This is a genomic window from Paenibacillus polymyxa M1, from assembly GCF_000237325.1.
Classification (GTDB): Bacteria; Bacillota; Bacilli; order Paenibacillales; family Paenibacillaceae; genus Paenibacillus; species Paenibacillus polymyxa_C.
Genome location: NC_017542.1, coordinates 1,379,367 through 1,402,924 on the forward strand (window position 1 = coordinate 1,379,367; position 23,558 = coordinate 1,402,924).

Below are 23,558 nucleotides of genomic sequence, written 5' to 3' on the forward strand. Positions count from 1 at the left end.
AAGGCTTTGCTAGAAATATAAGGAGTGTAAGCCGCCCTATCCCGCTTCGGGTTGTAGGGAGGCTTGGCTGTCCTCATTGTCTTGGCTGAAACTGGATTGATTTTCATCATATGATTTCTCTATAGCAGCTGGCGACTCTGCCTCCATAGTTTGGTTCATTTGACTCGTGCCGTTCAGTATGCCGCCTTCAGAAATGACCAATGTAGGGGTCGCCGTATTTCCATATAGTTCGCCTGTCGGTGTAATGGTCAGCCGTCCTTCCGCGGTGATGCTGCCGAATACCTTGCCGGCAAGAATGACGTCCCGTGCAATGATGTCCGAACGTACAACTGCTGATTCTCCAATGACGACAGTACGAGTGCTGTAGATATCGCCCTGAAAATGACCGTCAATGCGAATGTTGGCCTCTGCCTCAATCGTACCTTCAAAGCTAGTGCCGTTAGCGAGCAGTGTATCCGTCGCCGGGGTGGAGAGCTTTTTTTTGGATTCCTTGAACATGAACGTTTTCCTCCAATCCTTTATGGTAAGTATTTTGCAAAATCCTTATTGTACATACAGCAATGGATCGACAGGTTGGTTATGCTTGACGATCTGAAAATGAAGATGAGGTCCCGTGCTTCTCCCTGTACTTCCCAGCAGGCCAATGGTCTGTCCTTTGTGAACACGGTCCCCGGGAGCTACCTGCATCCCGCTTAGGTGCATATACCAGCTTTGGAGTCCGTCAGGATGCTGAATGATGATGCAATTGCCACGGGCTCCGCTGGAAGCGGCCTCCAGCACAGTGCCTGCCCCTGCCGCATAGACAGGATCACCGGATTGACCGGCAATGTCCACGCCGGAGTGAAAAGCGGATCTACCTGTAAATGGGTCGCTGCGGTAGCCGAAGCTGGAGGTCATGCGCCGCGAACCAACAGGCCAAATGGAGGGCCTCCCTTGTTCAGCAAGTGCCAGTCTGCGGGTCTGGAGCAGCTGTGCGGCTTGTTGGCGCTCCAGGTTCTGCTGGACGGCGTTTGCCTGTTGAATAGAGCGCGGAACCGTACGCTCCACAGTGTCTAGCAGAGCTTCGATTTCCTGAAAATCATCCATGACCTGGCGGGCTAGAAGAGCTGTATTTTCATGCACTGCGATCAATTCACCCCCGGTATGGCCGGAAGTATCCCAGGAGAGCGGAGTTATGGTTGATTTATTGCTGCTTGCGCTGGAGGAATTTCCGTGTTTACGAATGAATTGCTGCATTTGTTGTTCCAGCTCTGTTACACGCTGGAGACGTTCGCGAATACTGGTGGCTTGATTCGTCAGCTCCATGACTTCCTGCCGCAGTCGCCCAATGGCTGCGTCTTTGTCTGCTACTGTGACCTCCATCTGCAAACTCTGGACAGCAAGATTGGTTTCCATTTGGGAAATAATATGGGAAGAACGGATTTGCAGCCCGATCACGAGCGTAGAGATTGATGCGATCACAAGGGTCGGGACGAGAATGACAGCGGCTGCGGAGCATTGTAGCTGCTTGGGCGGTTGCTGTGCATCCCGAATGACAAGCAGGGTCATCCGGCGATTTAGGCTTCCTTTTTTCATAATCGCTCCTTTCCGGACATCGCTCCTATAGTGCTTGGTTACTATCTATTCAGCTTAAGAGGCAAACATGTCAAAAAAATTGGAGCTTTGTATAAAACGTAGATATATAAGGAGGCTTAGATATGCTGTGGTTGCTGTTGGTTTTAATTATTTTTATTTTTCAGACCGGGACGATTCTGCTCTTTGAATTTCGCAAGCCGTCCAAAGCGGTAGCCTGGCTCTTTATTTTGTTTTGCTTCCCGCTTATTGGTTTTGTGGTGTACTATTTTGTTGCACAGGATTACCAGAAGCGCAAAGTGGTTCGTAAAGCAGGATCGCAGCTATTTCGTGAATTCCGTGAACGTCTGTGGGCGCAAACCAAGGTGATTGAAAATGTAGAGCAAATGCACAATCCCCATTTTAAGCATCAGGAGCGTCTGTTTAATCAGTTAATTCGTATGTCGGAAAACCCGTTGACAGGCTGCAACCGTACACGTGTGCTGACGAACGGGGAAGAAACCTTTGAGGCTATGCTGACAGCGATGGAACAGGCACAACATCATATCCATGTGGAGTTTTACATATTTCGGGCAGACGAAATCGGAAAAAAATTTCAGGAGGTCATGATCCGTAAGGCACGCGAGGGAGTTAAGGTACGATTCATTGTGGACGGCGTAGGGAGCTACAATTTACCCTATTCATTTATTCGTACCTGTAATGAGGCTGGGGTCGAATTTCATTATTTTCTACCGCCGTTTTTCGCCACGCTAGACCGCCGGATTAACTATCGTAATCACCGGAAAATCGTAGTGGTGGACGGCACGATCGGATTTGTGGGGGGAATCAATGTAGGCGACGATTATCTCGGAAAGTACCCCAAAGTGGGGTTTTGGAGGGATACGCATTTGCAGATTGAAGGAGATGGCGTCTATTTTCTGCAAAATGTGTTTCTTAGCGATTGGAAGCTGGCTTCGGGAGAGAGGCTGATGGACGTGAATTTATTTCCTCCACATACCTGCACAGGGGATGAGGAAGTACAGATTTTGAGCAGTGGTCCCGATCAGGTATGGGACACGATTCAGGAATTGTGCTTTGGAGCGCTCACGGTTGCCAAAAAGCGGATTTGGATAACGACGCCGTATTTTATTCCCGATCCGGGGATTTATGAGGCGCTGAAGCTGGCGGCCGTCAGTGGCATAGATGTGAAAATTATTATTCCCTACCAATCAGATTCAAAACTGGTTCACCTGGCGTCACTGTCCTATGTACAAGATTTGCTTGAGGCGGGAGTGGAGTTCTACCAATATCGAAAAGGATTTATCCACGCCAAAGTGGTAATTGTGGACGATTTGCTCGGCTCGGTTGGGACCGCTAATATGGACATGCGAAGCTTTTTCTATAATTTTGAGTTGACCGCTGTACTTTTTGCGACTTCGGCGTTAAAACGGCTTTCGGCAGATTTTGTAGAGGACATTTCCAACTCTTCAAAAATAGATTTGAACGTGTTCCGCAGACGTCCTCGATCTCAAAAAATAGCTGAAATTCTAACTCGCATGCTCTCTCCCCTCCTTTAGAGGCGGTTTTCGCCGTTTTTATCAATATAATCCCGCTTTATTGTGATTTATGTGCTCTTTGCTAACTTTTTTGCGCAAAATCACAGTTTTATGATATACTAATCATATAACTAAGCGCCGTAAAGGAGAGGGGACTGCGGAGAGCAGCCCCTTTTTCGGTCTAATATACCATACTGTAACGGGGGGATTTATATATGAGTGTAGTGAGCAAGGAAGTCCAAAATCTGTCTGAGATCACAGATGTAACCGGAGAGTTGACCAAGATCAGCAAAATTCCAGCTAATCCAAAGAACAAAGTAAAACGCTTATTACAGCGTGCAGCCATGATCGTGGTTGGTGCAGCGCTGATGGCAGTGGGATTGGAAATATTCCTGGTTCCTAATGGCGTTATTGACGGAGGCGTTACAGGTATCTCCATTATGGCCTCCAAGATTACTGGTTATCCGCTCGGTATTTTCCTGACCCTGTTGAACCTTCCATTTTTACTTATCGGTTACAAACAAATCGGTAAAACCTTCGCTTTATCCACATTATTCGGCATCGTCGTTATGTCCATCGGAACTGCGTTACTTCACAATGTAAGTGCATTGACTCCTGGGGAACCGCTGCTTGGCGCTATCTTTGGGGGTGTCATTCTCGGCGTTGGGGTAGGTCTTGTGATTCGGTCCGGCGGCTCGCTGGATGGGACAGAGATCGTAGCTATTCTCGTCAGTGAAAAAACTCCTTTTTCGGTCGGTGAGATCGTACTGTTTGTTAATATTTTCATTCTGGGAAGTGCGGGTTTTGTGTTCGGTTGGCCGAATGCCCTGTATTCCATGATTGCTTATTATATTGCTATGAAAATGATTGATATTACGATTGAGGGTCTGGATCAGTCCAAATCGGTCTGGATTATTAGTGATAAATACCGTGATATCGGAGATGCCCTGACGGACCGTCTTGGACGGGGTGTAACTTATCTGGAAGGTGAAGGCGGCTTTACAGGCGAGAGCAAGAAAGTGATTTTCGTCGTCATTACCCGACTGGAGGAAGCGAAGCTCAAGAGCATCGTTGAGGATTGGGACCCGCACGCCTTCATTGCGATTGGTAATATTCACGATGTGAAGGGCGGACGTTTTAAGAAAAAAGGAATACACTAGCGCAAGGGGACAATTTCTCAGCCTATGGCTGCGGGGTTCGTCCCCTTTTTTGTGCTTCAAAGCATGGATTAGGTTGGGTGTGTTTTGGAACGCATATGCTTGAGGAGGTCCTCTACAGGCTGGGGAGGAACCTTGTCGATCAAGTCGCCTATCTGGTTTAACCGTTCTTCAATATTCAGCAAATGGTAATCCAGTGGTGACACATCCTGCCGTACCTCTTCCCAGGTTAGTGGAGTGGAGACCGTAGCGCCGGGACGTGCCCGTGGAGTATAAGGAGCGGCTAAGGTTTTTCCCTGATAATGCTGCAAATAATCAAAATAAATGGCTGTTCCGCGATCCTTCTTTAATCGTTCCAGTGTGAATAGATGCGGGTGCTTTTCCGTTACAAATTGTCCAACCAACAGTCCGATGCTGCGAAGCTCGTCAAAGGTTATGCCTGGACGGATCGGGACGATAATTTGTACACCCGTGGCCCCGGAGGTTTTGGGGACAGAGTCCAACCCAAGCGAAGCTAATACTTCGCCTACAATGGAGGCAGCCTCCATAATGCGTGGCTCGACCTCTCTGGATGGATCAAGATCAATCATCCATTCACAGGGCAGTTGGCTTCCTGCTAGGTGCAGAGAGGGATGAAATTCCAACGCAGCTTGATTACCGAGCCAGAGTAGTTGGGGCAGCTTTCCAAGCACGATATACTCAATGCCATCATGCAGAGCGGTTTCAATGTAGTCTGGCCGAGGATGTGGGGCATTTTTCTGATAAAAAAAGTCCCCATGAATCCCATGTGGCCAACGGATGACAGTCAGTAGACGCTGATGGCAATATTTGAGCAGGAAGGGGGCCAATACCGCAAGCTTGCGAAGATATAGCGCCTTAGTTACACCTGCTTCGGGCCACAGCGGTTTATCCGGGTTTGTGATCGCAATTTCGTGACCTTCAATCGTAATCGTACCTTTAACAGCTCGTCCCATAGTGCTATGCTCCTTTGGCTAACATGCAGCAAGATCATTATTTACAGACAGCTGGCTGCACTTCTAAATCTACATAAGGTTTAACATGAACGTGCAGCACAGAATTTATCCATTAAAAGGATTGACAAGATACACTATGTATCATAAATTATAATAAAAATACGATGTGTATCTATTAAAACGTCTTGAGCAGAGGTAGAGGAGGAATGTGCTTGATTGAAAAGCAAGGCGGAAAGCTAGTATTTTTGTTGAGTGTCCCTCGAAGTGGAAGCTCGCTGCTAACCGCCATTTTGCAAAACCATTCCCGTCTGTTTGCCACGCAGGAAATGTGGTTTCTGCTCAGTTTATATGATCTTCCTCAGTCACATGCCCGGCCATATGGAGGAACAGGAATACTCCGGCAATTTTTTAAAGGCATGGTCCCTCCACAGGTATTGGAGCAGGCCTCTCGTTCGTATGCACTTGAAATATATAATGGCCTGCTTGAAGGGACGACCGCTGATATGCTTATCGACAAATCACCGCGTTACTATACAGTGCTTGAATTTTTAGACCGTTTGTTCCCGGCTGCCCGCCGAGTATGGCTTATCCGCAATCCTTTAGCCATCGTCGCCTCGTTTAAAAAGGTTAATCAGCTCCGGGGCGGACACTTTCACCTGCTGAAGGAACTGGGGAGTCCGCATTTTAATATGAAAATGACAGATATTACGGTTGGTTTGTTCCGTTACGCTCATTATTTTGCCACACCTCATCCACTTGCATACCCGCTGATGTATGAACAGCTCGTAGCCAATCCAAGGATGGAGATCGAGAAGCTGTGTCATTTTCTGGGGATCCATTATGAGTCGGGAATGGAAAGGTACGGGAACTTTGCGAATACGCCTCAATCTAGTCTTTTTTATAGCATGGGAGCGGGTGATCCGTTTGTCATGGAGCATGAACAGGCGCATCAGAATTCGGTACATAGCTGGCAACATCTGTTGAGTACATTGGAAATTGAACTGTATTGCAGAAGTATTGGAGCTCGCTTGTTTAGGCAGCTTGGTTACGGGGAGGCGCTGGAACAGGCTGAGCAGATGACTGGAGTCCGTTTTGAAGATGATCCGGATGTAGAGCTGTTGAGTCGACGTACACACCAATTCCTCCAACAAAGTGGCTTTGAATGGAAGGCAGCTTATCGGATGCTGGAAGAACATGATGCAGATAACAGAGTATTCATGACAAATGCAACCCGTCATGCAGCACCTCACAACCTGGCAAGGATGGATATATCACAGGTCGTGAGTGATAGACGAATTCAATCGCTGGAAAACAGACTGGCACATAGCTTTGAAGAGCGGAACCGGCTTATCGAGCAGCTCCAAAGCTATCAGCGCCCTAGCCAAGGTATCGGATCCCGCCTATTTGCCCGTAAGCTCGGGCGCTGGGCGTCTGTAGTGTTATCAAGTATCGGAAAAGAAAAAGGGGGGAGAACGTGAGTGCAATTGCCGGAATCTATAGATTTGGGCATGAGTCTGTATATGCTGAAGAAGGCGAGAGAATGATGCAAACTCTGCAAAAATATCCCGCTGACCGCGTGTGCACTTGGTGTGAAGGTTCCATTTTTTTGGGATGTCATGCCCAGCATGTGACCCCCGAATCTGTCCATGAGCGTCTTCCCTTCTATGATGAGCTGAGAGATTTGGCCATTACGGCCGATGCGATCATTGACAATCGTTCTGAGCTGTTTGAACGGCTAGCAGTTGAGCAGGGGCGGCGACAAGGTATCACGGACAGCGAGCTGATTTTGCTGGCATATGACAAATGGGGTGTAGATGCAGCAAGCTTTCTGATAGGTGATTTTGCCTTTGTCATTTGGGATGCTACGAAACATCGGTTATATGGTGCTAGAGATATGACAGGCAATCGTACGCTGTACACCTACCAATATGACGGAGGATTTGCGTTTAGCACGGTAGTCGCTCCGCTATGGGTTCTGTCCTCTCTGCGAAAAGAACTGCATGAACCATGGCTGGCCGAATTCTTATCGATCCGTGCAATGCAGGAATCCGTCGATATCGGAACGACCGCCTACAAGCATATCAATCAGTTGCCTCCTGCACATTGGTTCACCATGGAAGAGGGAAAGCAATTGCTCCGTAAATATGCATGTCTGGATGAGGTAGAGCCGCTGCGGTTCAAAACAGGGGGCGAATACATAGAAGCTTTCCGCGAGGTGTTCTCACAGGCGGTAACTGCCCGATTACGGACGCATCGCGCCGTAGGGGCTGCCCTGAGTGGGGGATTGGATTCTGGAGCGGTTGCCAGCTTTGCCGCACCAGCGCTGCACTTACAACACAAGCCGCTACATGCCTACAGCTATGTACCTGTTCAAGATTTTACAGATTGGACACCGCCTACATTACTGGCGAACGAACGCAGCTATATACAGTCCACAGCTCGCTATGTGGGCAACATTCATGAAAATTATATGGATTTTGAGGGGAAAAGTCCGTTTTCTGAAATTGATATTTGGCTGGAGCTGATGGAGGCTCCCTACAAATATTTTGAGAACTCCTTTTGGATCAGAGGTTTTTATGAGAAAGCACAGGAACATAATGTCGGTGTTCTGTTGACTGGGGCACGTGGTAATTTTACCGTATCGTGGGGACCTGCAATGGATTATTACGCCCGTCAGTTTCGTCGTTTACATTGGCTGCAATCCTTGCAGGGGGTGTGGCGATACAGCAAGCTTACGGGCAATCGTATGTCTCATCTACTACCTGTGATGTTGAAAAAAGCCACTTCACTTGAAGCTCGTACATGGTTGCGACGCGGCAATCGAAGTCCGATTCCTTCACTGATTCACCCGGAGTTTGCCAAACGGATGAATGTAGAAGATATTCCTGTATTGAGTGGAACAGGTTGGAGGAAAAATGCCGATCAGACAAGAAAAGAGAAGTTTTCGAATTTGGCGATTGCCAACAAAAATGGTGTTATGGCGACCAAACTTTCACTTCGTTATGGCCTGTGGGAACGTGATCCGACCGGGGACAGCCGTGTAATTCGCTTTTGCTTATCGGTGCCTTTTGAACAATATGTACAAAACGGTCGGGACAGGGCCCTCATTCGTAAAGCTATGCGTGATCATCTCCCTGATGATGTTCGGTTGAACCAGCGGGTACGCGGCGTACAGCCTGCTGATTGGCTACATCGTATGCTCCCTTGCTGGGACACGTTTATGGGAGAACTGCAAGTGATGTGTCATGATTTGCGAGCTGCCGAATATCTCAATATGGACTACATTAAGACGGCTATGGCGAACTACCGACATCCCCGTCCGGAGCAGGCCTCTGATCCGAATATACGACTGTTCATGCACAGCTTGATCGTGTACCGTTTTCTCTGTGGATTGAACTGATTCTTTTTTATCTGGTCAGACGGGTGCCATTCGTGGGAGGGGAGGTGATGAGATGAGTAAAAAAGAATGGCAGGAACCTACGATTGAGGTACTGGATATTAACCAGACTATGGCGGGTAAAGGCTGGAAGCAGATTGACTGGGTGTCAGACCACGATGCCGATTTGTATAATCCTAGCTAATCGATCATTATACATGGGCCGATGCTGGACTGAGAGCCGAATAGCTTTATGATCACGAGCCGTCTTTATTTCTTTGGGGGTAGGTTGGACCCAAAGAAATAAAGACGGGATTTTAAGAACAGGGGAGTGGTTCTAGCGTGCATGACAGGAGTACCCATATCCGTCGGGTGAAATACACAGCCTTTGGACTCAGGATTGCCAGTGAGCTGACCTTACCAGAGTTAATCCCGGCAAAGCAGGGAGTGGGAGAGGATGTGGTCATTCGACAGGCTGATTTGTCAGCATGGAGGGACCAACTGGAGCAGACCAATTTTGTAATGCAGGGTGAACGCTTTATGTTCCTAATACCGGGCACGGCCATTTATGCCATCAGGGGAGGCCAGGAAATCGAGGTAAGTATGTTACCTGGGGCTGATCCTGACACCGTGCGGCTGTTTGTACTGGGCACATGCATGGGTGTTCTACTGTTGCAAAAACGGATTTTGCCTATTCACGGAAGTGCGGTTGCCATCGGAGGTCGGGCCTACGCATTTGTAGGTGAATCCGGCACGGGAAAATCGACGCTGGCTGCTGCCTTTAGACAGGCTGGCTATCAGATGATCAGTGATGACGTGATTGCTATAAATATTACAGCTTCCGCAGCCATCGTATATCCGGCATATCCGCAGCAGAAGCTGGGGCTGGAAAGCTTGCTTCAACTGGAGGCATTACGGGAGAACAGGCATGTACGACAAAGAAAGCACGTTCTTTCCCTAACTGACGACAATCCTGTAAGGGCACAATACCGAGATTTGCGTAGGATCGCAGGTGAGTTCAATAAATATGCCGTGCCTACTGTGGACGAATTTTATAACGATCCGCTTCCCCTGGGCGGCGTATTCGAGCTTGTGAGCGATTCTCCCAACCGTGAGTTGATGCGGGAAGGGGAGCCAGTGGCCGTTACGGAACAGCCCTTGAACAAACTGGAGTGCTTGCATACTTTACTACAGCATACATATCGTAGGGTGATCATTCCGCGAATGGGTTTGGGTGAATGGTATTTTGATACAGCGGCCCGGATGGCTCGGAAAGTGGAAGGCTGGCGACTGCTGAGGGATAGCTCCTTTTTTACGGCGTCCGAGGTTGTACAACGGGTACTTGAACTCATTCATAAGGAGGAAAAGAGTTATGGCAGCCACTAATCCAGCTAAGGATCATTATCGCGTCACGTATGGTGAAGAGGTCTATGTAAGTGATATGGACGGAGAAAAAGTGATGATGAGTATTCATACTGGAAAGTATTATAATTTGGGCTTCACCGGAGGACGGATCTGGGAACTGGCAGAATCCAGTCCTTCACTTGGAGATATTGTAACTGTCCTGATGAATGAATATGAAGTGGACGAGGAACAGTGCAGACAGCAGGTACATACCTTTGTAGCTGAATTGGAGCGGGAAGGATTGCTGAGACTCCTGCGGGAGTTGGACTAACATGCGGATACAACGGCTTCTTCTCTTGCCTCCAGAGGTCAGGAGATTGTTCCCGGAAGCCTGGCTGGAGCTGGGATGCGCGAGATTTCGCCAGCGTCGTTCTTTTGGAGATTACTCGGGGGCTTGGGGAAAATGCATGGAAGAAACTCCCTGGCAGTGTGAGATCGGGCAGGAGAAGTCTATCCGTCACATTTCACAAGCTGTGGATTTGGCCAGCCGTTATACTCCTTGGCGCAGTAGCTGTCTTGTACAAGCCGCTGCCGCTATGACGTTGCTGGTACGCAGAAAACTGGACTGCACACTGTATCTGGGCACAGCCAAAAATGCTGCGGGACAACTGGCCGCACATGCATGGGTACGCAGTGGGCCGATCTATGTTACGGGAGAACGGGAGATGGGGGCGTTTACCGTAGTGGGAATATTCGGGAGACGTGCTGGGACAGCTACAAATACGAAGACAGCGGATAAAGGCAGTTCTTTGTTTTAGTGTGAGAAAAAAAGAGTGTTCAAAGAATCGAAGGAGAAGAATCCATGACTACCAAGTCTATTTTGGAACTTGCGAATTGGAATGAGGATCAAGAATTCACGTTATTACTCTCTCTACTTCGTAAAGACGTCAATCTATGGCAGGATACGACGACTGCTTTCCAGCTGCAGGAGATGGATTGGTCCCGCTTGCTGCGTCTGATAGAACACCATCGTGTGGTACCTACAGTGTATCTCCAGCTGAAAACGTTGAATCACCCGTTCATCCCCGCAGAATTGCTGCGAAACCTTCAGGCACAATATCAACGAAACACGCTACGCATGCTCCAGCTTCAAGCAGAAGCCGAGCGTCTGACCAGGCTGCTCACAGCTCATGGAATCCGTGTGCTGATGCTGAAGGGTCCTGCTCTGGCGCAGCAATTATACGGGGATGTTTCCCTGCGTACCTCTAAAGACATTGATTTACTTATTGCCCCGGATGACATGGATGAAGCGGAGCATTGGATGGAGGAAGCCGGATATGCGTCCAAAAGCGGAGAAGTACGCGTCCTTGGTAGCTGGAAGTGGAAGGATCATCATGCCTCCTTCCTACATCTGCAAAAGAGGGTAGAAATCGAGTTGCACTGGCGGCTTCATCCGGATGGAGGGCGGGAGCCCTCCTTTGACGAGCTTTGGGACTGTCGGCAAATGGGGAAGGCCGCAGGAGTTCGAGCCAGTCAGATGGCACCGGCGACTTCTGCCGACAACAGGAATGTGATGACATCCTGTATGTATACGCTTGGCAGCGAGCATCAATTTCTATACTTGAGCGCACACGGAGCGCGTCACGGCTGGTTCAGGCTGCGCTGGTTAGTAGACATCGACAGGCTTGCGGTACGCGCTGTCAATTGGGGGGCGCTACTGCCGCTAATGCGCCGTTACGGGGGCCTGCCTGCGGGCGGGCAGGCTTGGGCGCTGGCCGCTGCGCTGTTGGGTACGCCGATCCCGGAGCCGATGCGTCCGATATCGGCTACCCGGCAGGCGCACAGGCTTGCGCTGAGCGCGCTGGCCTTTATGCAGGCCAGCGTCCCCGCGCCGTACCCGGTTGCCAATCGGGCGGGTACAGGCAGACTCGTTCGGTCAGAGCTGTTGCCCAGCGTAGCTTTGACCGAGTCGATGAATACCGCCCCTTTGAGTGGCGGTATTTCAGCCAGTGGAGCCGCAGGCGAAGCTGTTCTGTACGCCGTCAAGGATGCTGCTGACATACCGAAAGATGCCAGCAGTATCCTTAGTGACCCGGTGAATACAGTGAACACTGCTGTAAGCAGCCTTTCCAAGCCTGTAGGTGCTACTACAGTCGCCCCCAGTCCAGCCATTGCTGGAGCTACAACAACAGCGTTTACCCCTCAGCCGGTTAGTCGCGCTTACTTGCTTTCCTTAAAGGAGCCAAGGCACAGACTATGGTATCTCATCAGCCGTTTGTTTCCTTCTACGAGGGATTCAGTCGTTTTTCCACTGCCTCGCCAGCTGCATTTTTTGTATATTCCTTTACGTCCATTTCTTTGGCTGAAGCGGCGATTTACAAAGCACTGACCCGATAAGGAGTGTACATTATGACTCACCTGCGAATATATATGACCAAGCTGTATGCTGTGAACGGCGGGGCGTTAATTCTTAATATTGGATGTATGATCATCGTCAGCTTACTGGAAGGTGTCGGCATTTATATGCTTATTCCTATGCTGGCGGCCATCGGTGTATTTGGTGGTCATTCAGAAATGCCATTTCTGTCGGATGGATTTGATTATTTTTTGCCGTACATTCCTAAAAGCTGGCTGTTGCCGGGGATGTTAATGCTTTTCGTAGTGCTGCTTACAGGGCAGGCTTGGCTTCAGCGTTACCAGTCCATTCTCAGCTCGCGGATTCAGCAGCGTTTTATGCGTTGCCTTCGCATAGACGTATACACTTCCTTTATGAAGGCGCAGTGGGCTTTTTATTTGCGTCAGCGTAAATCTGATTTTAGCCATGTGATGACGACCGAGCTGGCGCGTGTCAGTCAGGGAACGAATTTGCTCCTCCAACTGACCACAGCCGTCATGTTTACGCTAATCCAGATTGCGCTGGCTTTTTGGTTGTCCCCTTCTTTAACCGGGCTGGTGTTTTTGAGTGGACTGGTGTTGTTTGTCGTGTTCCGTCGCTCCATCCGAAATGCCAAACAATTAGGTGATCGTACCACTGAACTGTCACAGGCTTATTTTGCCGGAATTACGGATCATATGAACGGGATGAAAGATATTAAAAGCAATCTGCTGGAAGCGGCGAATATCCATTGGTTTCGATCTCTGACACAGCGTATGGAGGATAATACGACTCAGTTTGTTCGACAAAATGCGACCACGCAGTTTTTTCATCGCATAGCGGCAGCTGTTTTTGTCGTTAGTGTCCTATTTGTGTCGCTCCAGTGGCTGCATGTTACACCTGAAAGATTGATTGTGCTCATCCTTATATTTTCCCGCTTATGGCCAAGGTTTGCCCTTATTCAAGCGAGCCTGGAATACATCATGTCTATGATCTCTGCTTTTGAGAGTGTAACCAAAGTGCAACGAGAATGCGAGGCTTTCTCAGACCCCTCGTTGATCGGGCTTACATCTTCTAAGGCTCTTGTCCCATTCGATTCATCGGTATATCATCTACCATCTATATCTGCACGGCAACCCCTATCCCTTGGTAATGGAATAGAATGCAGCCATTTGGATTATTGTTACGAGGGTGCGGCAGAACCTGCACTACGTCATATTAATTTGTTCATACCCGCCCGGGGAATGACCGCCATTGTAGGCAAATCAGGAGCAGGCAAAAGCACCTTGGTTGATGTCCTGATGGGTTTTTTACGCCCAACTGAGGGACAGATTAAAATCGATGGTCATGTGCTGGATGACGAATTGCTGCCGCTGTGGCGGCAGTCGTTTGGTTACGTGTCACAGGACCCATTTCTGTTCCATGCGACCGTCCGCGAAAATTTGAAGCTGGCTGATAAGGATGCCAGTGAACAGCAGCTATGGGAGGCGCTACATTTTGCAGCCGCAGACAACTTTGTATCCAGACTGCCTGAAGGGCTGGACACGGTCATTGGTGATCGCGGGATCCGTCTGTCCGGGGGAGAGCGTCAACGGCTGGTATTAGCGCGGGCCATTTTGCATCATCCTCCTGTACTTATTTTGGATGAAGCGACAAGTGCGCTGGATGGTGAGCATGAGGCTGCAATTCAGGCAGCATTGGAACGGATGAAAGGTCAAATGACGTTGATCGTGATCGCTCACCGTCTGTCAACGATCAGACATGCGGATCAAATTGTTGTAATGGATCAAGGTGAGGTCATACAGCAGGGGAACTACCGCCAATTGGAAGAAGAGGAGCGGGGGGCGTTTAGTCAGCTACTATCGTATCAAAGCAGTATCAGCGCCGCCCCTTAATCAGACTTTTCTGTAAAGCTCAAGTTTCTTTACGTTTGGTGGTGCTTCTTCTCTTTTTGACTGGAGTCGGAGAGAGGGCGTCGCCTGCCACAGCCTGCTGTGCTGTCACGGCTGCTGGTTTACGCGTAGGACGTTTTTTCGCAGCAGGACCAGGATCGGTAACGACAGGCTTCACTGCCTCAATACTGGCTTGAAGGGCAGCCATTAAGTCAACCACATTGGTCTGAGGCTGTGTTGGGGCAATTCGCACCTCTTCACCAGCCACTTTATGCTGGATAAGATCCAGCAGACGTTCGCGATACTGATCCGTATACTTTGCTGCATCAAAAGGGGTAGATAGCTGCTCAATCAGCATTTTTGCCATGGTCAGCTCTTTCTCTTTAACCTCCTCCTGTCCAGGTAAGTTGGGAACTTGAGCAATGGGACGGATTTCGTCCGGATAAAACATGGTCTCCACCGCCAAGCATTCATCCAGCACGCGAATGGCTGCCAGACTACTTTTTGAGCGGATGGAGATTTGGGCAATCCCGATTTTCCCGGTATCTTTCATTGCATTCATGAGTAGCTTATACGCATTCGAGCCAGCCTGATCCGGGGACAAATAATACGTTTTTTGAAAGTAGATCGGATCAATTTCCTGTAAATCCACAAAGTCCAAAATTACGATATTTTTATCGGCTTGTCCGCTAACTTGCTCCAGTTCTTCCTTGTCGAACATGACAAATTTTCCTTTTTCATATTCGTACCCTTTTCCAATTTCCTCCCATTCAACCTCCTTATCACAAACAGGGCACTTCCGTACATAGCTTAGTGGACTCCCACACTCCTTGTGAATATAACGCATGGAAATGTCCTTGTCCTCAGTTGCTGAGAACATTTTAACTGGCACATGAACCAGCCCGAAGCTGATCGCGCCTTTCCAGACCGTATGCATACCGCCAGTCCTCCTTTTTTTAATCCGCATATTTCATATTTCGATTCCGGGCACCCGGGCTGTGAGCATTTCATTTTTCACTTAGTATGCTTCGTACAAAAGATTGTATGAGATGCAAATGAAGGCTCGAATTGCTTTCACTTGCGCATGGTTTCGGTTTTTTTGGTGAATGTTAAGCCATATCCGATTCAAAAGGAGGTATACAACTGATGCCTAGAAAACCCTATCCTCAGCAGATCAGTCATCGTGTGGGGCAAAGTCACATTGCCTTTCGAGGGCCTGCTGGAGGCGAACAGGATGCATTGCCGCCCGAGTTTGCTCTTTCACATGGAACGCCGCCGCCTTTTCCCGTAGCTGTTGCTCATGTGGATATGGAGGCTGTAGTTTCAACATCGCCTTCTCATAGCTTTCCTTCATTGGATGTGGAACGGATTATAGACGAAGACTAGGTGACCTATATTTTGAATTTTGCACAAAAAAAAGAGTAGGAGGAGAACAGCATGAACGTGGAACGAGCAAAAGCCATTTATGATTCATCCGAAACGATTGCCGTCCAATTGGATGGCAAACCGATTTGGATTGAGCATGTAGATGAAGCGAATGGTATGGCAACGGTACAGATCGGCAGCAGACCGGGTGATACACAAACCGTTCGTGTAGATCGATTGGAAGAACAATAGAAGAGAGGCTCCAACCTAAAAAGGCTCGCAATTGCTCAATGAGCAATTAGCGAACCTTATTTTATATAATGAATGCGATTGTGAAGACAAGTTAAACGCCAGACAAGTTAATTTGAAGGTGGAACTGATTTTTTACACTGCAATGGTCTTTAAATGTGGAGAAACCATCAACTCAGCCTCTGTCGCCATTTGAACATCTTCCACCGACAAACCTGGAGCAATTTCCTTGAGCATCAGCCCTTTACCCGGTATAACATCAATGACACCTTTTTCGGTTACAATGGTCTTTACCACATTTACAGCGGTTAGGGGCAGCTTGCATTGTTTCAGTATTTTCGGCGCCCCATTTTTGTTCACATGCTCCATGGCTACAATCACTCTCTTGGCTCCAACCACCAAATCCATGGCCCCACCCATGCCTGGCACCTTTTTCCCGGGGATCATCCAGTTTGCAAGGTTGCCTTTTTCATCGACCTCCAGGGCACCCAAAACGGTGACGTCCACATGCCCTCCACGTATGATGGAAAATGAAAGCGCACTGTCAATAAAGCAGGCTCCTTTCACGGTTGTAACGTAGTTTCCGCCTGAATCGATACAATCGAGTCTTTCTTTTCCCGGAGCTGCTTTGGGGCCAACGCCGACGATTCCGTTCTCCGCCTGCAGCATAATATTAACGTTTTCGGGGATGTAGTCCACCGCCATTGTAGGCAATCCAATACCAAGATTAACCACTTCACCATCTTTGAATTCTTGGGCTATTCTTCTAATAATCAATTCTCTATTATTCATTATCTCCACCCACCTTTACAATCGCGTCGACAAATATTCCGGGAACGTTGATATGATTGGGGTCGATTTCCCCCGCTTTCACGTATTCGTCTGTCTGAGCAACTACATACTCGGCTGCGGTAGCCATCACCAAATTGAAGTTGCGTGAAGAGCCGTTGATGACAAGGTTCCCTGCTTCATCAGCTTTATGGGCTCTGATAAGCGCCACATCGGCTTTGAGCGGTAGTTCGAGCAGATATTCTCTTTCGTCAATTTTGATTTTCTTTTTTCCTTCCTCTACAATGGTGCCTACACCTACGGGGGTTAAAATACCACCCAAACCAGCTCCGCCTGCGCGTATTTTTTCAGCGAGCGTCCCTTGCGGGAAGAGTTGAACATCCGCTTCTTTCGTCATCAGGAGTCTTCCCGTTTCCGGATTGGAGCCGATATAGGATGCAAAAATCCGCTTGACTCTGCCACTTTTCACAAGTCTATAAATAGATAATTCCGGTGTGCCTGTGTCATTGGAAATGATCGTAAGATTATCAGCGGAATTTGAGTCGACAAGCGCACGCACCAGCTCCTCCGGAATGCCTCCTTGCATAAAACCCCCAACCATCACCGTGTCTCCGTCTTTAATTTTCTTAATTGCTTCTTCAGCGGAGTTTACTTTTTTATTCATGGTTCCGTCTCCTTATCTATTTTTAGGAAAGCAAACTTTATTGGAGATAATCGTATAGGACTCTTCCATATGGAAGCGTTAAATCGGCAATAAAATGTTTTCCGCCAACATAAGTTTTAACCGGCAAATCTGCCACAGGAGCATTGACATGGGGGATCAAGCTTAATCTAGCAGGCCCTGACCAGGCTCCTTTTACAGTAATATTTTCAAGATTATATGCCACTAGCTGAGCAATTTTAGGAGTGCCGTCCACATCAGGAATTAATTTTAAATTAACTTGCGTTTTTGCGATGGCTTTAGCCGTTTCCTTTTCATCAAGCACGTTATATTTGAAAGGGGTGGTTCCCATAGCTACCAGGACGTTATTGTAATGCAATGTACCCGTCAGCGTCTCTGTATCCTCAACGACCAGGCGAGGCTTCGCCCATTTTTTCGGAAATCCCCAGATTTCACGTCCCCCCAGAATAGCAGGTGCATTATCCAAATACATTTGGGCAACAAAATTACACGGTTCTCCCTGAAAAGTACACGGAATGACAATACCGCTTTCCTCATAGCTTCCCAAACCGGATGAATCGGGCATTTTGATCCATTCATAGGAGACCGTATTACTTCCATCTGGCTGAAGTGGTTCCGGGACCGCCTGTCTTATCGCAGCGGGATCGGATTCATAGGTAATAATGAAGAATTCCCGGTTGATGAAGCGGCATGGCGGGCGTCCATAACTGCCGCTGGCCGCAGGCATGGATTGAAGTGAAAGTACATCTTTTTGATTCATAGCGATCTCCCTTCCTTTTTAAGAGGTATTTCAACAATCATTGAAAACGAACTTTAAATGAGTGCATTTTCAACCAGCATTGCTATTCCCATTCCCGTTCCGATGCATAACGAGACTACGCCGTAACGTGAAGATCTGCGCACCATTTCATGAACTAACGTAACCAATACCCTAGCACCGCTTGCACCAACAGGATGACCGATTGCGATCGCGCCGCCATTGACATTGACCTTTTCCGGACTGACTCCCAGCTCTTTTTGCACCGCTAGTGCTTGTGCAGCGAACGCTTCATTAATTTCAAAGAGATCAATGTCATCAATCGACATTCCCTGTTTCTTCAGCAGTGACGAAATGGCTTTTACCGGTCCCATTCCCATATATGCAGGGTCAACACCAACAAGCGAATAACCCTTGATATATGCCAACGGCTTTAACGCATGTTCCTTACATTTATCTTCCGACACGACTAACATAGCTGCCGCACCATCATTGATTCCCGAAGCATTTCCGGCAGTAACCGTTCCGTCCTCTTTAAACGCAGGCTTCAAGTTTGAAAGTTTTTCTTTCGTCGTATTTCCTCTTATGTGTTCGTCTTCTGTGAAATAAGTAGTTTCTTTTTTGTTTTTGATCATGACCGGAACAATTTGCTCTTCAAAAAACTTGTTGTTTTTTGCTTCGAAAGCCTTTATCTGGCTTTCATAGGCGAATGAATCTTGCTCCAGTCTTGAGATTCCATATTTTTCGGCAACATTTTCGGCAGTAATTCCCATATGGTAATGGTTGATTGGGCATGTTAGGCCGTCAGCCACCAGGGAGTCTACCAATTCACCGTTGCCAAGCTTATAGCCGTTTCTTGCATTTTTTAGCAGATAAGGGGCGTTCGACATGCTCTCCATGCCTCCAGCCAAGACGATGTTTCCTTGCTCCGCCAATATTGAATCGTAAGCTAACGCGACGGCATGAAGTCCTGAACCGCAAACCGTGTTTATCGTTGATTCGGGTACATCAATGGGGATACCCGCTTTTAGTGCCGCCTGTCTGGCAGGATTTTGACCATTGCCCGCTTGAAGAACATTTCCCATAAAAATTTGATCAATCAAAGAAGGCTCCAATTTACTTTGCTGCAGGCATGCTGTCATCACGGTTGCTCCCAATTCAGGAGCGCTTAGAGGCGCAAGGGTTTTGTTAAAAGAACCGACCGCTGTTCTCAACGGGCTTACTATAGCTACTTTTTTCATAAAAACTCACATTCCTTTCGCTGTGTTCGAGACACAATACATCCATGACTGCACTTCAATTCATACTTTCCGGTCCTAACCTACGAAACGTAGAAACTGCAAGATACATTTACATGCGGGCATATCATGGTGCCTAAGACAGTGAGTGTGACGGTCCGATCGCCTTCTTTCGTTGCTGGAAATTAAAACCAGAATTATCATAGTTCTAATACAGATTTTGCTCAATGTTCAAATCTTTACATATATCCAAATATAGAGCCATATCTTCCACAATAAATAGGCCATCCTAATGTTTTCTGTTAATTTCTTGATCTTTCTGAAAATTGTGATCAAAAATTGAATTTTATGTTAAATATGAAATTTCAAATCAACCTGTGAAAATAATTTCTTAGCAAATCATTTAGATCATCGCAGGGGAGGAAATCCCTTTATATGTAAATTTGTAACTGACTTATAGCATCTAAAAAAGCTAGGCAAGTTGCCAATCAAAATGAATACATTTGGAATTCGGATAAACATAAATCCATATAAGCCTGAGCCACCTATAGCATTGACGTTATAACGTCAGTGTTTTTTATTTGCTCGCGTGAACAAAAAAAGAAGCCGACCTGCTTGAAAGCAATCGGCTTGGAACGTAAAAAATTCACTTCTACATTTCACGAAAAATGTACATCTGCCGTTGTGAGCAAACGTGCAAAACGATTACCTAGCACGGCATTGTGATGAGCTACGATTTGTTCGCCGCTTAGTACCTTGCTATCAAATGTACTATGCGCATCCGATACGAGCACGTTGTTCTGGTATCCCAGACTATAGGCGCTTCGGCAAGTCGTGTCGAGACAAAATTCAGTCTGCATCCCGGCAATAATCAGCTGTTCCGCCCCCAATTCCTGGAGCACATCACGCAATTCAGTTTGGTAGAAGCTGTCCCAGGATGATTTTCGGACAATTCGTTCATGAGGAAGAGGACGCACCACGTCGGCGATGGCCCAGCCTACACTGTTTTCCCGGAAATCCTCATCCGCTTCATCGGTATGCTGCACGAAAATTACTGGTGTGCCGATAGTTCTGGCTTCGGTCAAAAGCTGCTGTAAATGCGCTACAACTTCCTGCTCACGATACAGCTTCTCATCATACATGAACATTGCCTGCTGAACATCAATCAAGAGTAAAACGGTTTGTCCCATCAGTTTGATTCCCTCCTTGTGTGTAACACTTAACTTACAATAGCATGTCTTCATGCCTTGCGGCGACATAAGGTGAACTATATAATAAAGAACAAGTTGGAACGGTCCGATTCGGACGAAAGGTGATTAAAAGATATGACAATTTCGCAGGAACAGTTTGTATTCCGTTCTGTCTCAGAGGCACAGACCGGGACATTAGCAGGCTTTTTGGCAGCCCAAGCGGTTCCCGGAACCGTGATTGTGCTGGACGGAGATCTGGGAGCGGGCAAGACTGCTTTTTCCAAGGCTTTTGCCAGCCATTTAGGTGTACCGGGTATCGTAAATAGTCCAACCTTTACTCTCATTAAGGAGTACGAGGGCCGATTGCCTTTGTATCATATGGATGTATACCGGATTTCCCAAGACGAGGCGGAGGATCTTGGACTGGACGAATATTTTTATGGGACAGGAGTATGTCTGGTGGAATGGGGTAGTATTATACCGGATATGTTGCCGGATCAGCGGCTTCACATGTATATAGAAACAACGGATGTAGGGGAGCGCTTGATTCACCTGACCGGGTACGGCGAGCCTTATGAACAATGGTGCCGCATTTTGCGGGAGAATGGAGTTTGAACCATGCAAAGAGAGCATACAGATGTAAATGAAAAGCCGCGTGAGCGGTTTTTGACGTTAGATACAGCGACGACCGTAATGGCGGCCGCCCTAATGAACGGAAAAGAGCTGCTGGGAGAAAGTAACGTTTTTGGCGAACGCAATCACTCGGTGCATGTCATTACCGAGCTGGAACGGCTCTTGAGCGAAGCAGGACTGACACGCGATGATGTGGACGGTCTTGCAGTAGGGGTTGGACCGGGATCTTACACCGGTATCCGAATCGCGGTGACCGCAGCCAAAACACTAGCTTGGGCCTGGGGCGTTCCGGTGACATCCATTTCCACTTTGCACGCTTTGGCGTGGGGTGGTTGGAACCGTGGTATCGAGCTGAAGGGGCAAGAAGGTAAACAGGAGTCTGTGAATAACGACTTGCCCGGGGCGCAGGCAGCAGATTGGATTGTACCTGTGCTGGATGCGCGCCGCGGTCAGGTGTACACGGGGCTGTTCGCCACAAATACAGTTAAAGACATCGGTAGCCCGCAGCGGTTAGAGCCGGATGCCATCCGGTTGATGACTGCGTGGACCGATGATTTGCTGCAACGTTTGGAGGCTTTGCCTGCCGAGGAGCGTCCTGCGGTTATTTGGCTCGTTGGTGAAACGGCGGTTCACGCCGAAACAGCGGAGCGCTTGCGTGCATGGAGCGAGCTTCGTGTCGTGCCTTATGAGCTGGAAGGAAAATGGGTTGGCCGCCTTGGGGCGGATAAGCTGCTTCGTCAGGAATATGACGAGCTACATACGCTGGTTCCGAATTATACCCAGCTGGCGGAGGCGGAAGCCAATCTGCTTCGTCAGCGCTGAAGAGGCGGTGAGCAACATGGCAAAGAACATACAGCGGGAAGAGAAACTTGAGTTTCGCTTAATGCAACTGGATGACATCCCCGATGTGCTGGAGATTGAGCATGAAGCGTTCACGCTACCGTGGACGGAGGAAGCCTTCCGCAATGAGCTGACAATGAATCATTTTGCTAAATATATGATTATGGAGCTTAATGGACGAGCCATTGGTTACGCAGGCATGTGGACGATTATGGATGAGGCTCATATTACGAATATTGCGGTTCGTGAGGCTTATCGTGGACGCAAGCTTGGAGACAAGCTGTTGGATGAGCTGATGCAGACCGCATCTTATTTAGGGATGGAGCGTATGACCCTAGAGGTACGGGTAACGAACCGGATCGCTCAGGGCTTGTATGAGAAAAAGGGCTTTAAGCCTGCAGGTGTGCGCAAGGGCTATTATTCGGATAATAACGAGGATGCCGTGATCATGTGGGCGGATCTTCCCGCACACGGGGCATCCGGTGAACAGGAAGGAAGCGTGCAGGAGCAATGACGCAAGCGGAAAAAGCAGGTACAGGCTCTGCCTCTGGCGAGCCTTGCTATATACTGGCAGTGGAAACGAGTTGTGATGAAACGGCAGTTTCTGTCGTGAAAAATGGCACAGAGGTGCTTTCGAATCTGATTTCCAGTCAGATTGAAACACACAAAGCCTTTGGCGGTGTTGTGCCAGAGGTAGCATCACGCAAACATGTGGAAAGCATTACCTATATGCTGGATGAGGCTATGCAAACATCGGGAATCAGCCCCCGCGAGATTTCAGCGGTTGCCGTGACACAAGGACCAGGACTGGTTGGCGCATTGCTGGTTGGTATTGTCGCCGCCAAGAGCGCTGCTATGGCGTTCGGCAAACCGCTAATCGGAACGCATCATATTGCGGGACATATTTATGCCAATCAGTTGGAGCATGATATTGTATATCCGTGCATTGCTCTTGTGGTGTCAGGGGGGCATACCGAGCTGGTGCTGATGGAATCCGAAGGGCAATTTCAGCTTATTGGTCGTACGAGGGATGATGCGGTTGGAGAAGCCTACGACAAAGTAGCGCGAGCCATCGGATTTCCGTATCCCGGCGGTCCGCATGTGGATCGTGTAGCCCATGAATCGGAGGAAGTGGTTACTTTGCCGCGTGCATGGCTGGAGCCGGATTCTTATGATTTTAGCTTTAGCGGCTTGAAATCGGCGGTGCTGAATGTAATTAACCAGACGAAAATGCGCGGAGAAACCGTTCATGCGGGAGCGATTGCAAGAGGCTTTCAAGAGTCGGTCGTAGAGGTGCTGGTAGAAAAAGCGATTCGCGCTATGCGTGAATACGGTGCGAAGCAGCTGCTGCTTTGCGGCGGAGTTGCTGCCAATCGTGGACTACGTACAGCATTGCGGGAACGCTGTGAGCGTGAAGGCATCAAACTGCTTGTACCATCCATGAAATACTGTACAGATAATGCAGCGATGATCGGTGCCGCAGCATACGCCAAGTGGAAGCGCGGAGAATTCACCTCATTGGACATGAAAGCTGATCCAGGGCTGTCTCTGGAAGAGTGGTCTGTTCAAACTTAATTGAACGAATAGGAAG

25 protein-coding genes are annotated in these 23,558 nt (G+C 48.3%); 16 read left to right on the forward strand and 9 right to left on the reverse strand.

Translation table 11 applies throughout. The features are described from left to right. Nucleotides 1–36: 36 nt before the first annotated feature. Entirely contained in the window at nt 37–498 is a 462-nt protein-coding gene (locus tag PPM_RS05960; RefSeq protein WP_013369848.1) for a bactofilin family protein, read from the reverse strand. 45 nt (nt 499–543) lie between these two features. Then, nucleotides 544–1,575 carry a M23 family metallopeptidase gene (locus tag PPM_RS05965; RefSeq protein ID WP_014599540.1) on the reverse strand — a complete coding sequence of 344 codons (1,032 nt, stop codon included), beginning with the start codon at nt 1,573–1,575 and terminating at the stop codon, nt 544–546. Nucleotides 1,576–1,697: 122 nt separating this feature from the next. On the opposite strand from PPM_RS05965, the gene cls reads away from it, so the two are divergent. Both cls and PPM_RS05975 read left to right on the forward strand, forming a co-directional pair. Then, nucleotides 1,698–3,128, forward strand: coding sequence for a cardiolipin synthase (cls, locus tag PPM_RS05970; RefSeq protein WP_013369851.1), 1,431 nt, complete (start codon nt 1,698–1,700; stop codon nt 3,126–3,128). 194 nt (nt 3,129–3,322) lie between these two features. After that, nucleotides 3,323–4,267 (forward strand): YitT family protein, encoded by a 945-nt coding sequence (locus tag PPM_RS05975; RefSeq protein ID WP_013369852.1) that lies wholly within the window; start codon nt 3,323–3,325, stop codon nt 4,265–4,267. 68 nt (nt 4,268–4,335) lie between these two features. Here the strand turns inward: PPM_RS05975 and ligD are convergent, their stop codons facing one another. Then, nucleotides 4,336–5,238 carry a non-homologous end-joining DNA ligase gene (gene ligD / locus PPM_RS05980; protein WP_013369853.1) on the reverse strand — a complete coding sequence of 301 codons (903 nt, stop codon included), beginning with the start codon at nt 5,236–5,238 and terminating at the stop codon, nt 4,336–4,338. A gap of 206 nt (nt 5,239–5,444) precedes the next feature. Here ligD and PPM_RS05985 point away from each other — a divergent pair, with 206 nt between their 5' ends. From PPM_RS05985 to PPM_RS06015, 8 genes are all read left to right on the forward strand, one after another. Then, nucleotides 5,445–6,716 (forward strand): sulfotransferase family protein, encoded by a 1,272-nt coding sequence (locus tag PPM_RS05985; RefSeq protein WP_014599541.1) that lies wholly within the window; start codon nt 5,445–5,447, stop codon nt 6,714–6,716. After that, nucleotides 6,713–8,638: an asparagine synthase-related protein gene (locus PPM_RS05990; protein ID WP_013369855.1), complete on the forward strand. Its 1,926-nt coding sequence runs from the start codon at nt 6,713–6,715 to the stop codon at nt 8,636–8,638. The genes PPM_RS05985 and PPM_RS05990 overlap by 4 nt, the downstream gene beginning before the upstream one ends. A 52-nt stretch (nt 8,639–8,690) precedes the next feature. Continuing rightward, complete coding sequence (locus tag PPM_RS29155) at nt 8,691–8,819, forward strand: paeninodin family lasso peptide (protein ID WP_013369856.1); 129 nt, start codon at nt 8,691–8,693, stop codon at nt 8,817–8,819. A gap of 137 nt (nt 8,820–8,956) precedes the next feature. After that, entirely contained in the window at nt 8,957–10,000 is a 1,044-nt protein-coding gene (locus PPM_RS05995; RefSeq protein WP_013369857.1) for an HPr kinase, read from the forward strand. Then, nucleotides 9,987–10,289: a lasso peptide biosynthesis PqqD family chaperone gene (locus PPM_RS06000; RefSeq protein ID WP_013369858.1), complete on the forward strand. Its 303-nt coding sequence runs from the start codon at nt 9,987–9,989 to the stop codon at nt 10,287–10,289. Before PPM_RS05995 ends, PPM_RS06000 begins: the two co-directional genes overlap by 14 nt. A gap of 1 nt (nt 10,290) precedes the next feature. Next, nucleotides 10,291–10,776, forward strand: coding sequence for a lasso peptide biosynthesis B2 protein (locus tag PPM_RS06005; RefSeq protein WP_013369859.1), 486 nt, complete (start codon nt 10,291–10,293; stop codon nt 10,774–10,776). A 44-nt stretch (nt 10,777–10,820) separates the two neighbouring features. Further along, a complete protein-coding gene (locus tag PPM_RS06010) occupies nt 10,821–12,347 on the forward strand; it encodes a nucleotidyltransferase family protein (RefSeq protein WP_013369860.1) in 1,527 nt (508 codons plus the stop codon). A 20-nt stretch (nt 12,348–12,367) separates the two neighbouring features. After that, nucleotides 12,368–14,227, forward strand: coding sequence for an ABC transporter ATP-binding protein (locus tag PPM_RS06015; protein ID WP_013369861.1), 1,860 nt, complete (start codon nt 12,368–12,370; stop codon nt 14,225–14,227). Nucleotides 14,228–14,246: 19 nt separating this feature from the next. Here the strand turns inward: PPM_RS06015 and PPM_RS06020 are convergent, their stop codons facing one another. Next, the gene (locus tag PPM_RS06020) at nt 14,247–15,161 is read right to left on the reverse strand and encodes a Ku protein (protein WP_013369862.1); all 915 of its coding nucleotides are present in this window, start codon (nt 15,159–15,161) and stop codon (nt 14,247–14,249) included. 209 nt (nt 15,162–15,370) lie between these two features. Between PPM_RS06020 and PPM_RS06025 the strand changes: the two genes are divergently transcribed. Together PPM_RS06025 and PPM_RS06030 are read left to right on the forward strand one after the other, a co-directional pair. Beyond that, on the forward strand, nt 15,371–15,610 hold the full coding sequence (locus PPM_RS06025; RefSeq protein ID WP_013369863.1) for a hypothetical protein: 240 nt from the start codon (nt 15,371–15,373) through the stop codon (nt 15,608–15,610). 51 nt (nt 15,611–15,661) lie between these two features. Next, a complete protein-coding gene (locus tag PPM_RS06030; protein WP_013369864.1) occupies nt 15,662–15,841 on the forward strand; it encodes an H-type small acid-soluble spore protein in 180 nt (59 codons plus the stop codon). Between the two features lie 132 nt (nt 15,842–15,973). Here the strand turns inward: PPM_RS06030 and PPM_RS06035 are convergent, their stop codons facing one another. From PPM_RS06035 to PPM_RS06055, 5 genes are all read right to left on the reverse strand, one after another. Then, on the reverse strand, nt 15,974–16,630 hold the full coding sequence (locus PPM_RS06035; protein WP_013369865.1) for a 3-oxoacid CoA-transferase subunit B: 657 nt from the start codon (nt 16,628–16,630) through the stop codon (nt 15,974–15,976). Continuing rightward, entirely contained in the window at nt 16,623–17,291 is a 669-nt protein-coding gene (locus tag PPM_RS06040; protein ID WP_013369866.1) for a CoA transferase subunit A, read from the reverse strand. The genes PPM_RS06035 and PPM_RS06040 overlap by 8 nt, the downstream gene beginning before the upstream one ends. Nucleotides 17,292–17,328: 37 nt before the next feature. Continuing rightward, nucleotides 17,329–18,069: an acetoacetate decarboxylase gene (locus PPM_RS06045; protein WP_013369867.1), complete on the reverse strand. Its 741-nt coding sequence runs from the start codon at nt 18,067–18,069 to the stop codon at nt 17,329–17,331. A 53-nt stretch (nt 18,070–18,122) separates the two neighbouring features. Beyond that, entirely contained in the window at nt 18,123–19,307 is a 1,185-nt protein-coding gene (locus PPM_RS06050) for an acetyl-CoA C-acetyltransferase (protein ID WP_013369868.1), read from the reverse strand. 656 nt (nt 19,308–19,963) lie between these two features. Then, the gene (locus PPM_RS06055; protein ID WP_013369869.1) at nt 19,964–20,494 is read right to left on the reverse strand and encodes a cysteine hydrolase family protein; all 531 of its coding nucleotides are present in this window, start codon (nt 20,492–20,494) and stop codon (nt 19,964–19,966) included. 135 nt (nt 20,495–20,629) lie between these two features. Between PPM_RS06055 and tsaE the strand changes: the two genes are divergently transcribed. The 4 genes from tsaE to tsaD are packed head-to-tail and all read left to right on the forward strand — an operon-like array spanning nt 20,630 to nt 23,542. Beyond that, the gene (gene tsaE, locus PPM_RS06060; RefSeq protein ID WP_013369870.1) at nt 20,630–21,109 is read left to right on the forward strand and encodes a tRNA (adenosine(37)-N6)-threonylcarbamoyltransferase complex ATPase subunit type 1 TsaE; all 480 of its coding nucleotides are present in this window, start codon (nt 20,630–20,632) and stop codon (nt 21,107–21,109) included. A 3-nt stretch (nt 21,110–21,112) separates the two neighbouring features. Next, on the forward strand, nt 21,113–21,949 hold the full coding sequence (tsaB, locus tag PPM_RS06065; protein WP_013369871.1) for a tRNA (adenosine(37)-N6)-threonylcarbamoyltransferase complex dimerization subunit type 1 TsaB: 837 nt from the start codon (nt 21,113–21,115) through the stop codon (nt 21,947–21,949). Nucleotides 21,950–21,965: 16 nt separating this feature from the next. After that, nucleotides 21,966–22,481 carry a ribosomal protein S18-alanine N-acetyltransferase gene (rimI, locus tag PPM_RS06070; RefSeq protein ID WP_013369872.1) on the forward strand — a complete coding sequence of 172 codons (516 nt, stop codon included), beginning with the start codon at nt 21,966–21,968 and terminating at the stop codon, nt 22,479–22,481. Further along, nucleotides 22,478–23,542: a tRNA (adenosine(37)-N6)-threonylcarbamoyltransferase complex transferase subunit TsaD gene (tsaD, locus tag PPM_RS06075; protein WP_013369873.1), complete on the forward strand. Its 1,065-nt coding sequence runs from the start codon at nt 22,478–22,480 to the stop codon at nt 23,540–23,542. The genes rimI and tsaD overlap by 4 nt, the downstream gene beginning before the upstream one ends. Nucleotides 23,543–23,558 lie beyond the last annotated feature (16 nt).

Excerpts from the sequence above, each read along its gene's own strand:
- PPM_RS05960 (WP_013369848.1), bottom strand. The coding sequence starts at position 498 with ATGTTCAAGGAATCCAAAAAAAAGCTCTCCACCCCGGCGACGGATACA.
- PPM_RS05965 (WP_014599540.1), bottom strand. The coding sequence starts at position 1,575 with ATGAAAAAAGGAAGCCTAAATCGCCGGATGACCCTGCTTGTCATTCGG.
- cls (WP_013369851.1), top strand. The coding sequence starts at position 1,698 with ATGCTGTGGTTGCTGTTGGTTTTAATTATTTTTATTTTTCAGACCGGG.
- PPM_RS05975 (WP_013369852.1), top strand. The coding sequence starts at position 3,323 with ATGAGTGTAGTGAGCAAGGAAGTCCAAAATCTGTCTGAGATCACAGAT.
- ligD (WP_013369853.1), bottom strand. The coding sequence starts at position 5,238 with ATGGGACGAGCTGTTAAAGGTACGATTACGATTGAAGGTCACGAAATT.
- PPM_RS05985 (WP_014599541.1), top strand. The coding sequence starts at position 5,445 with ATGTGCTTGATTGAAAAGCAAGGCGGAAAGCTAGTATTTTTGTTGAGT.
- PPM_RS29155 (WP_013369856.1), top strand. The coding sequence starts at position 8,691 with ATGAGTAAAAAAGAATGGCAGGAACCTACGATTGAGGTACTGGATATT.
- PPM_RS06000 (WP_013369858.1), top strand. The coding sequence starts at position 9,987 with ATGGCAGCCACTAATCCAGCTAAGGATCATTATCGCGTCACGTATGGT.
- PPM_RS06005 (WP_013369859.1), top strand. The coding sequence starts at position 10,291 with ATGCGGATACAACGGCTTCTTCTCTTGCCTCCAGAGGTCAGGAGATTG.
- PPM_RS06010 (WP_013369860.1), top strand. The coding sequence starts at position 10,821 with ATGACTACCAAGTCTATTTTGGAACTTGCGAATTGGAATGAGGATCAA.
- PPM_RS06015 (WP_013369861.1), top strand. The coding sequence starts at position 12,368 with ATGACTCACCTGCGAATATATATGACCAAGCTGTATGCTGTGAACGGC.
- PPM_RS06020 (WP_013369862.1), bottom strand. The coding sequence starts at position 15,161 with ATGCATACGGTCTGGAAAGGCGCGATCAGCTTCGGGCTGGTTCATGTG.
- PPM_RS06025 (WP_013369863.1), top strand. The coding sequence starts at position 15,371 with ATGCCTAGAAAACCCTATCCTCAGCAGATCAGTCATCGTGTGGGGCAA.
- PPM_RS06030 (WP_013369864.1), top strand. The coding sequence starts at position 15,662 with ATGAACGTGGAACGAGCAAAAGCCATTTATGATTCATCCGAAACGATT.
- PPM_RS06035 (WP_013369865.1), bottom strand. The coding sequence starts at position 16,630 with ATGAATAATAGAGAATTGATTATTAGAAGAATAGCCCAAGAATTCAAA.
- PPM_RS06040 (WP_013369866.1), bottom strand. The coding sequence starts at position 17,291 with ATGAATAAAAAAGTAAACTCCGCTGAAGAAGCAATTAAGAAAATTAAA.
- PPM_RS06045 (WP_013369867.1), bottom strand. The coding sequence starts at position 18,069 with ATGAATCAAAAAGATGTACTTTCACTTCAATCCATGCCTGCGGCCAGC.
- PPM_RS06050 (WP_013369868.1), bottom strand. The coding sequence starts at position 19,307 with ATGAAAAAAGTAGCTATAGTAAGCCCGTTGAGAACAGCGGTCGGTTCT.
- PPM_RS06055 (WP_013369869.1), bottom strand. The coding sequence starts at position 20,494 with ATGGGACAAACCGTTTTACTCTTGATTGATGTTCAGCAGGCAATGTTC.
- tsaE (WP_013369870.1), top strand. The coding sequence starts at position 20,630 with ATGACAATTTCGCAGGAACAGTTTGTATTCCGTTCTGTCTCAGAGGCA.
- tsaB (WP_013369871.1), top strand. The coding sequence starts at position 21,113 with ATGCAAAGAGAGCATACAGATGTAAATGAAAAGCCGCGTGAGCGGTTT.
- rimI (WP_013369872.1), top strand. The coding sequence starts at position 21,966 with ATGGCAAAGAACATACAGCGGGAAGAGAAACTTGAGTTTCGCTTAATG.
- tsaD (WP_013369873.1), top strand. The coding sequence starts at position 22,478 with ATGACGCAAGCGGAAAAAGCAGGTACAGGCTCTGCCTCTGGCGAGCCT.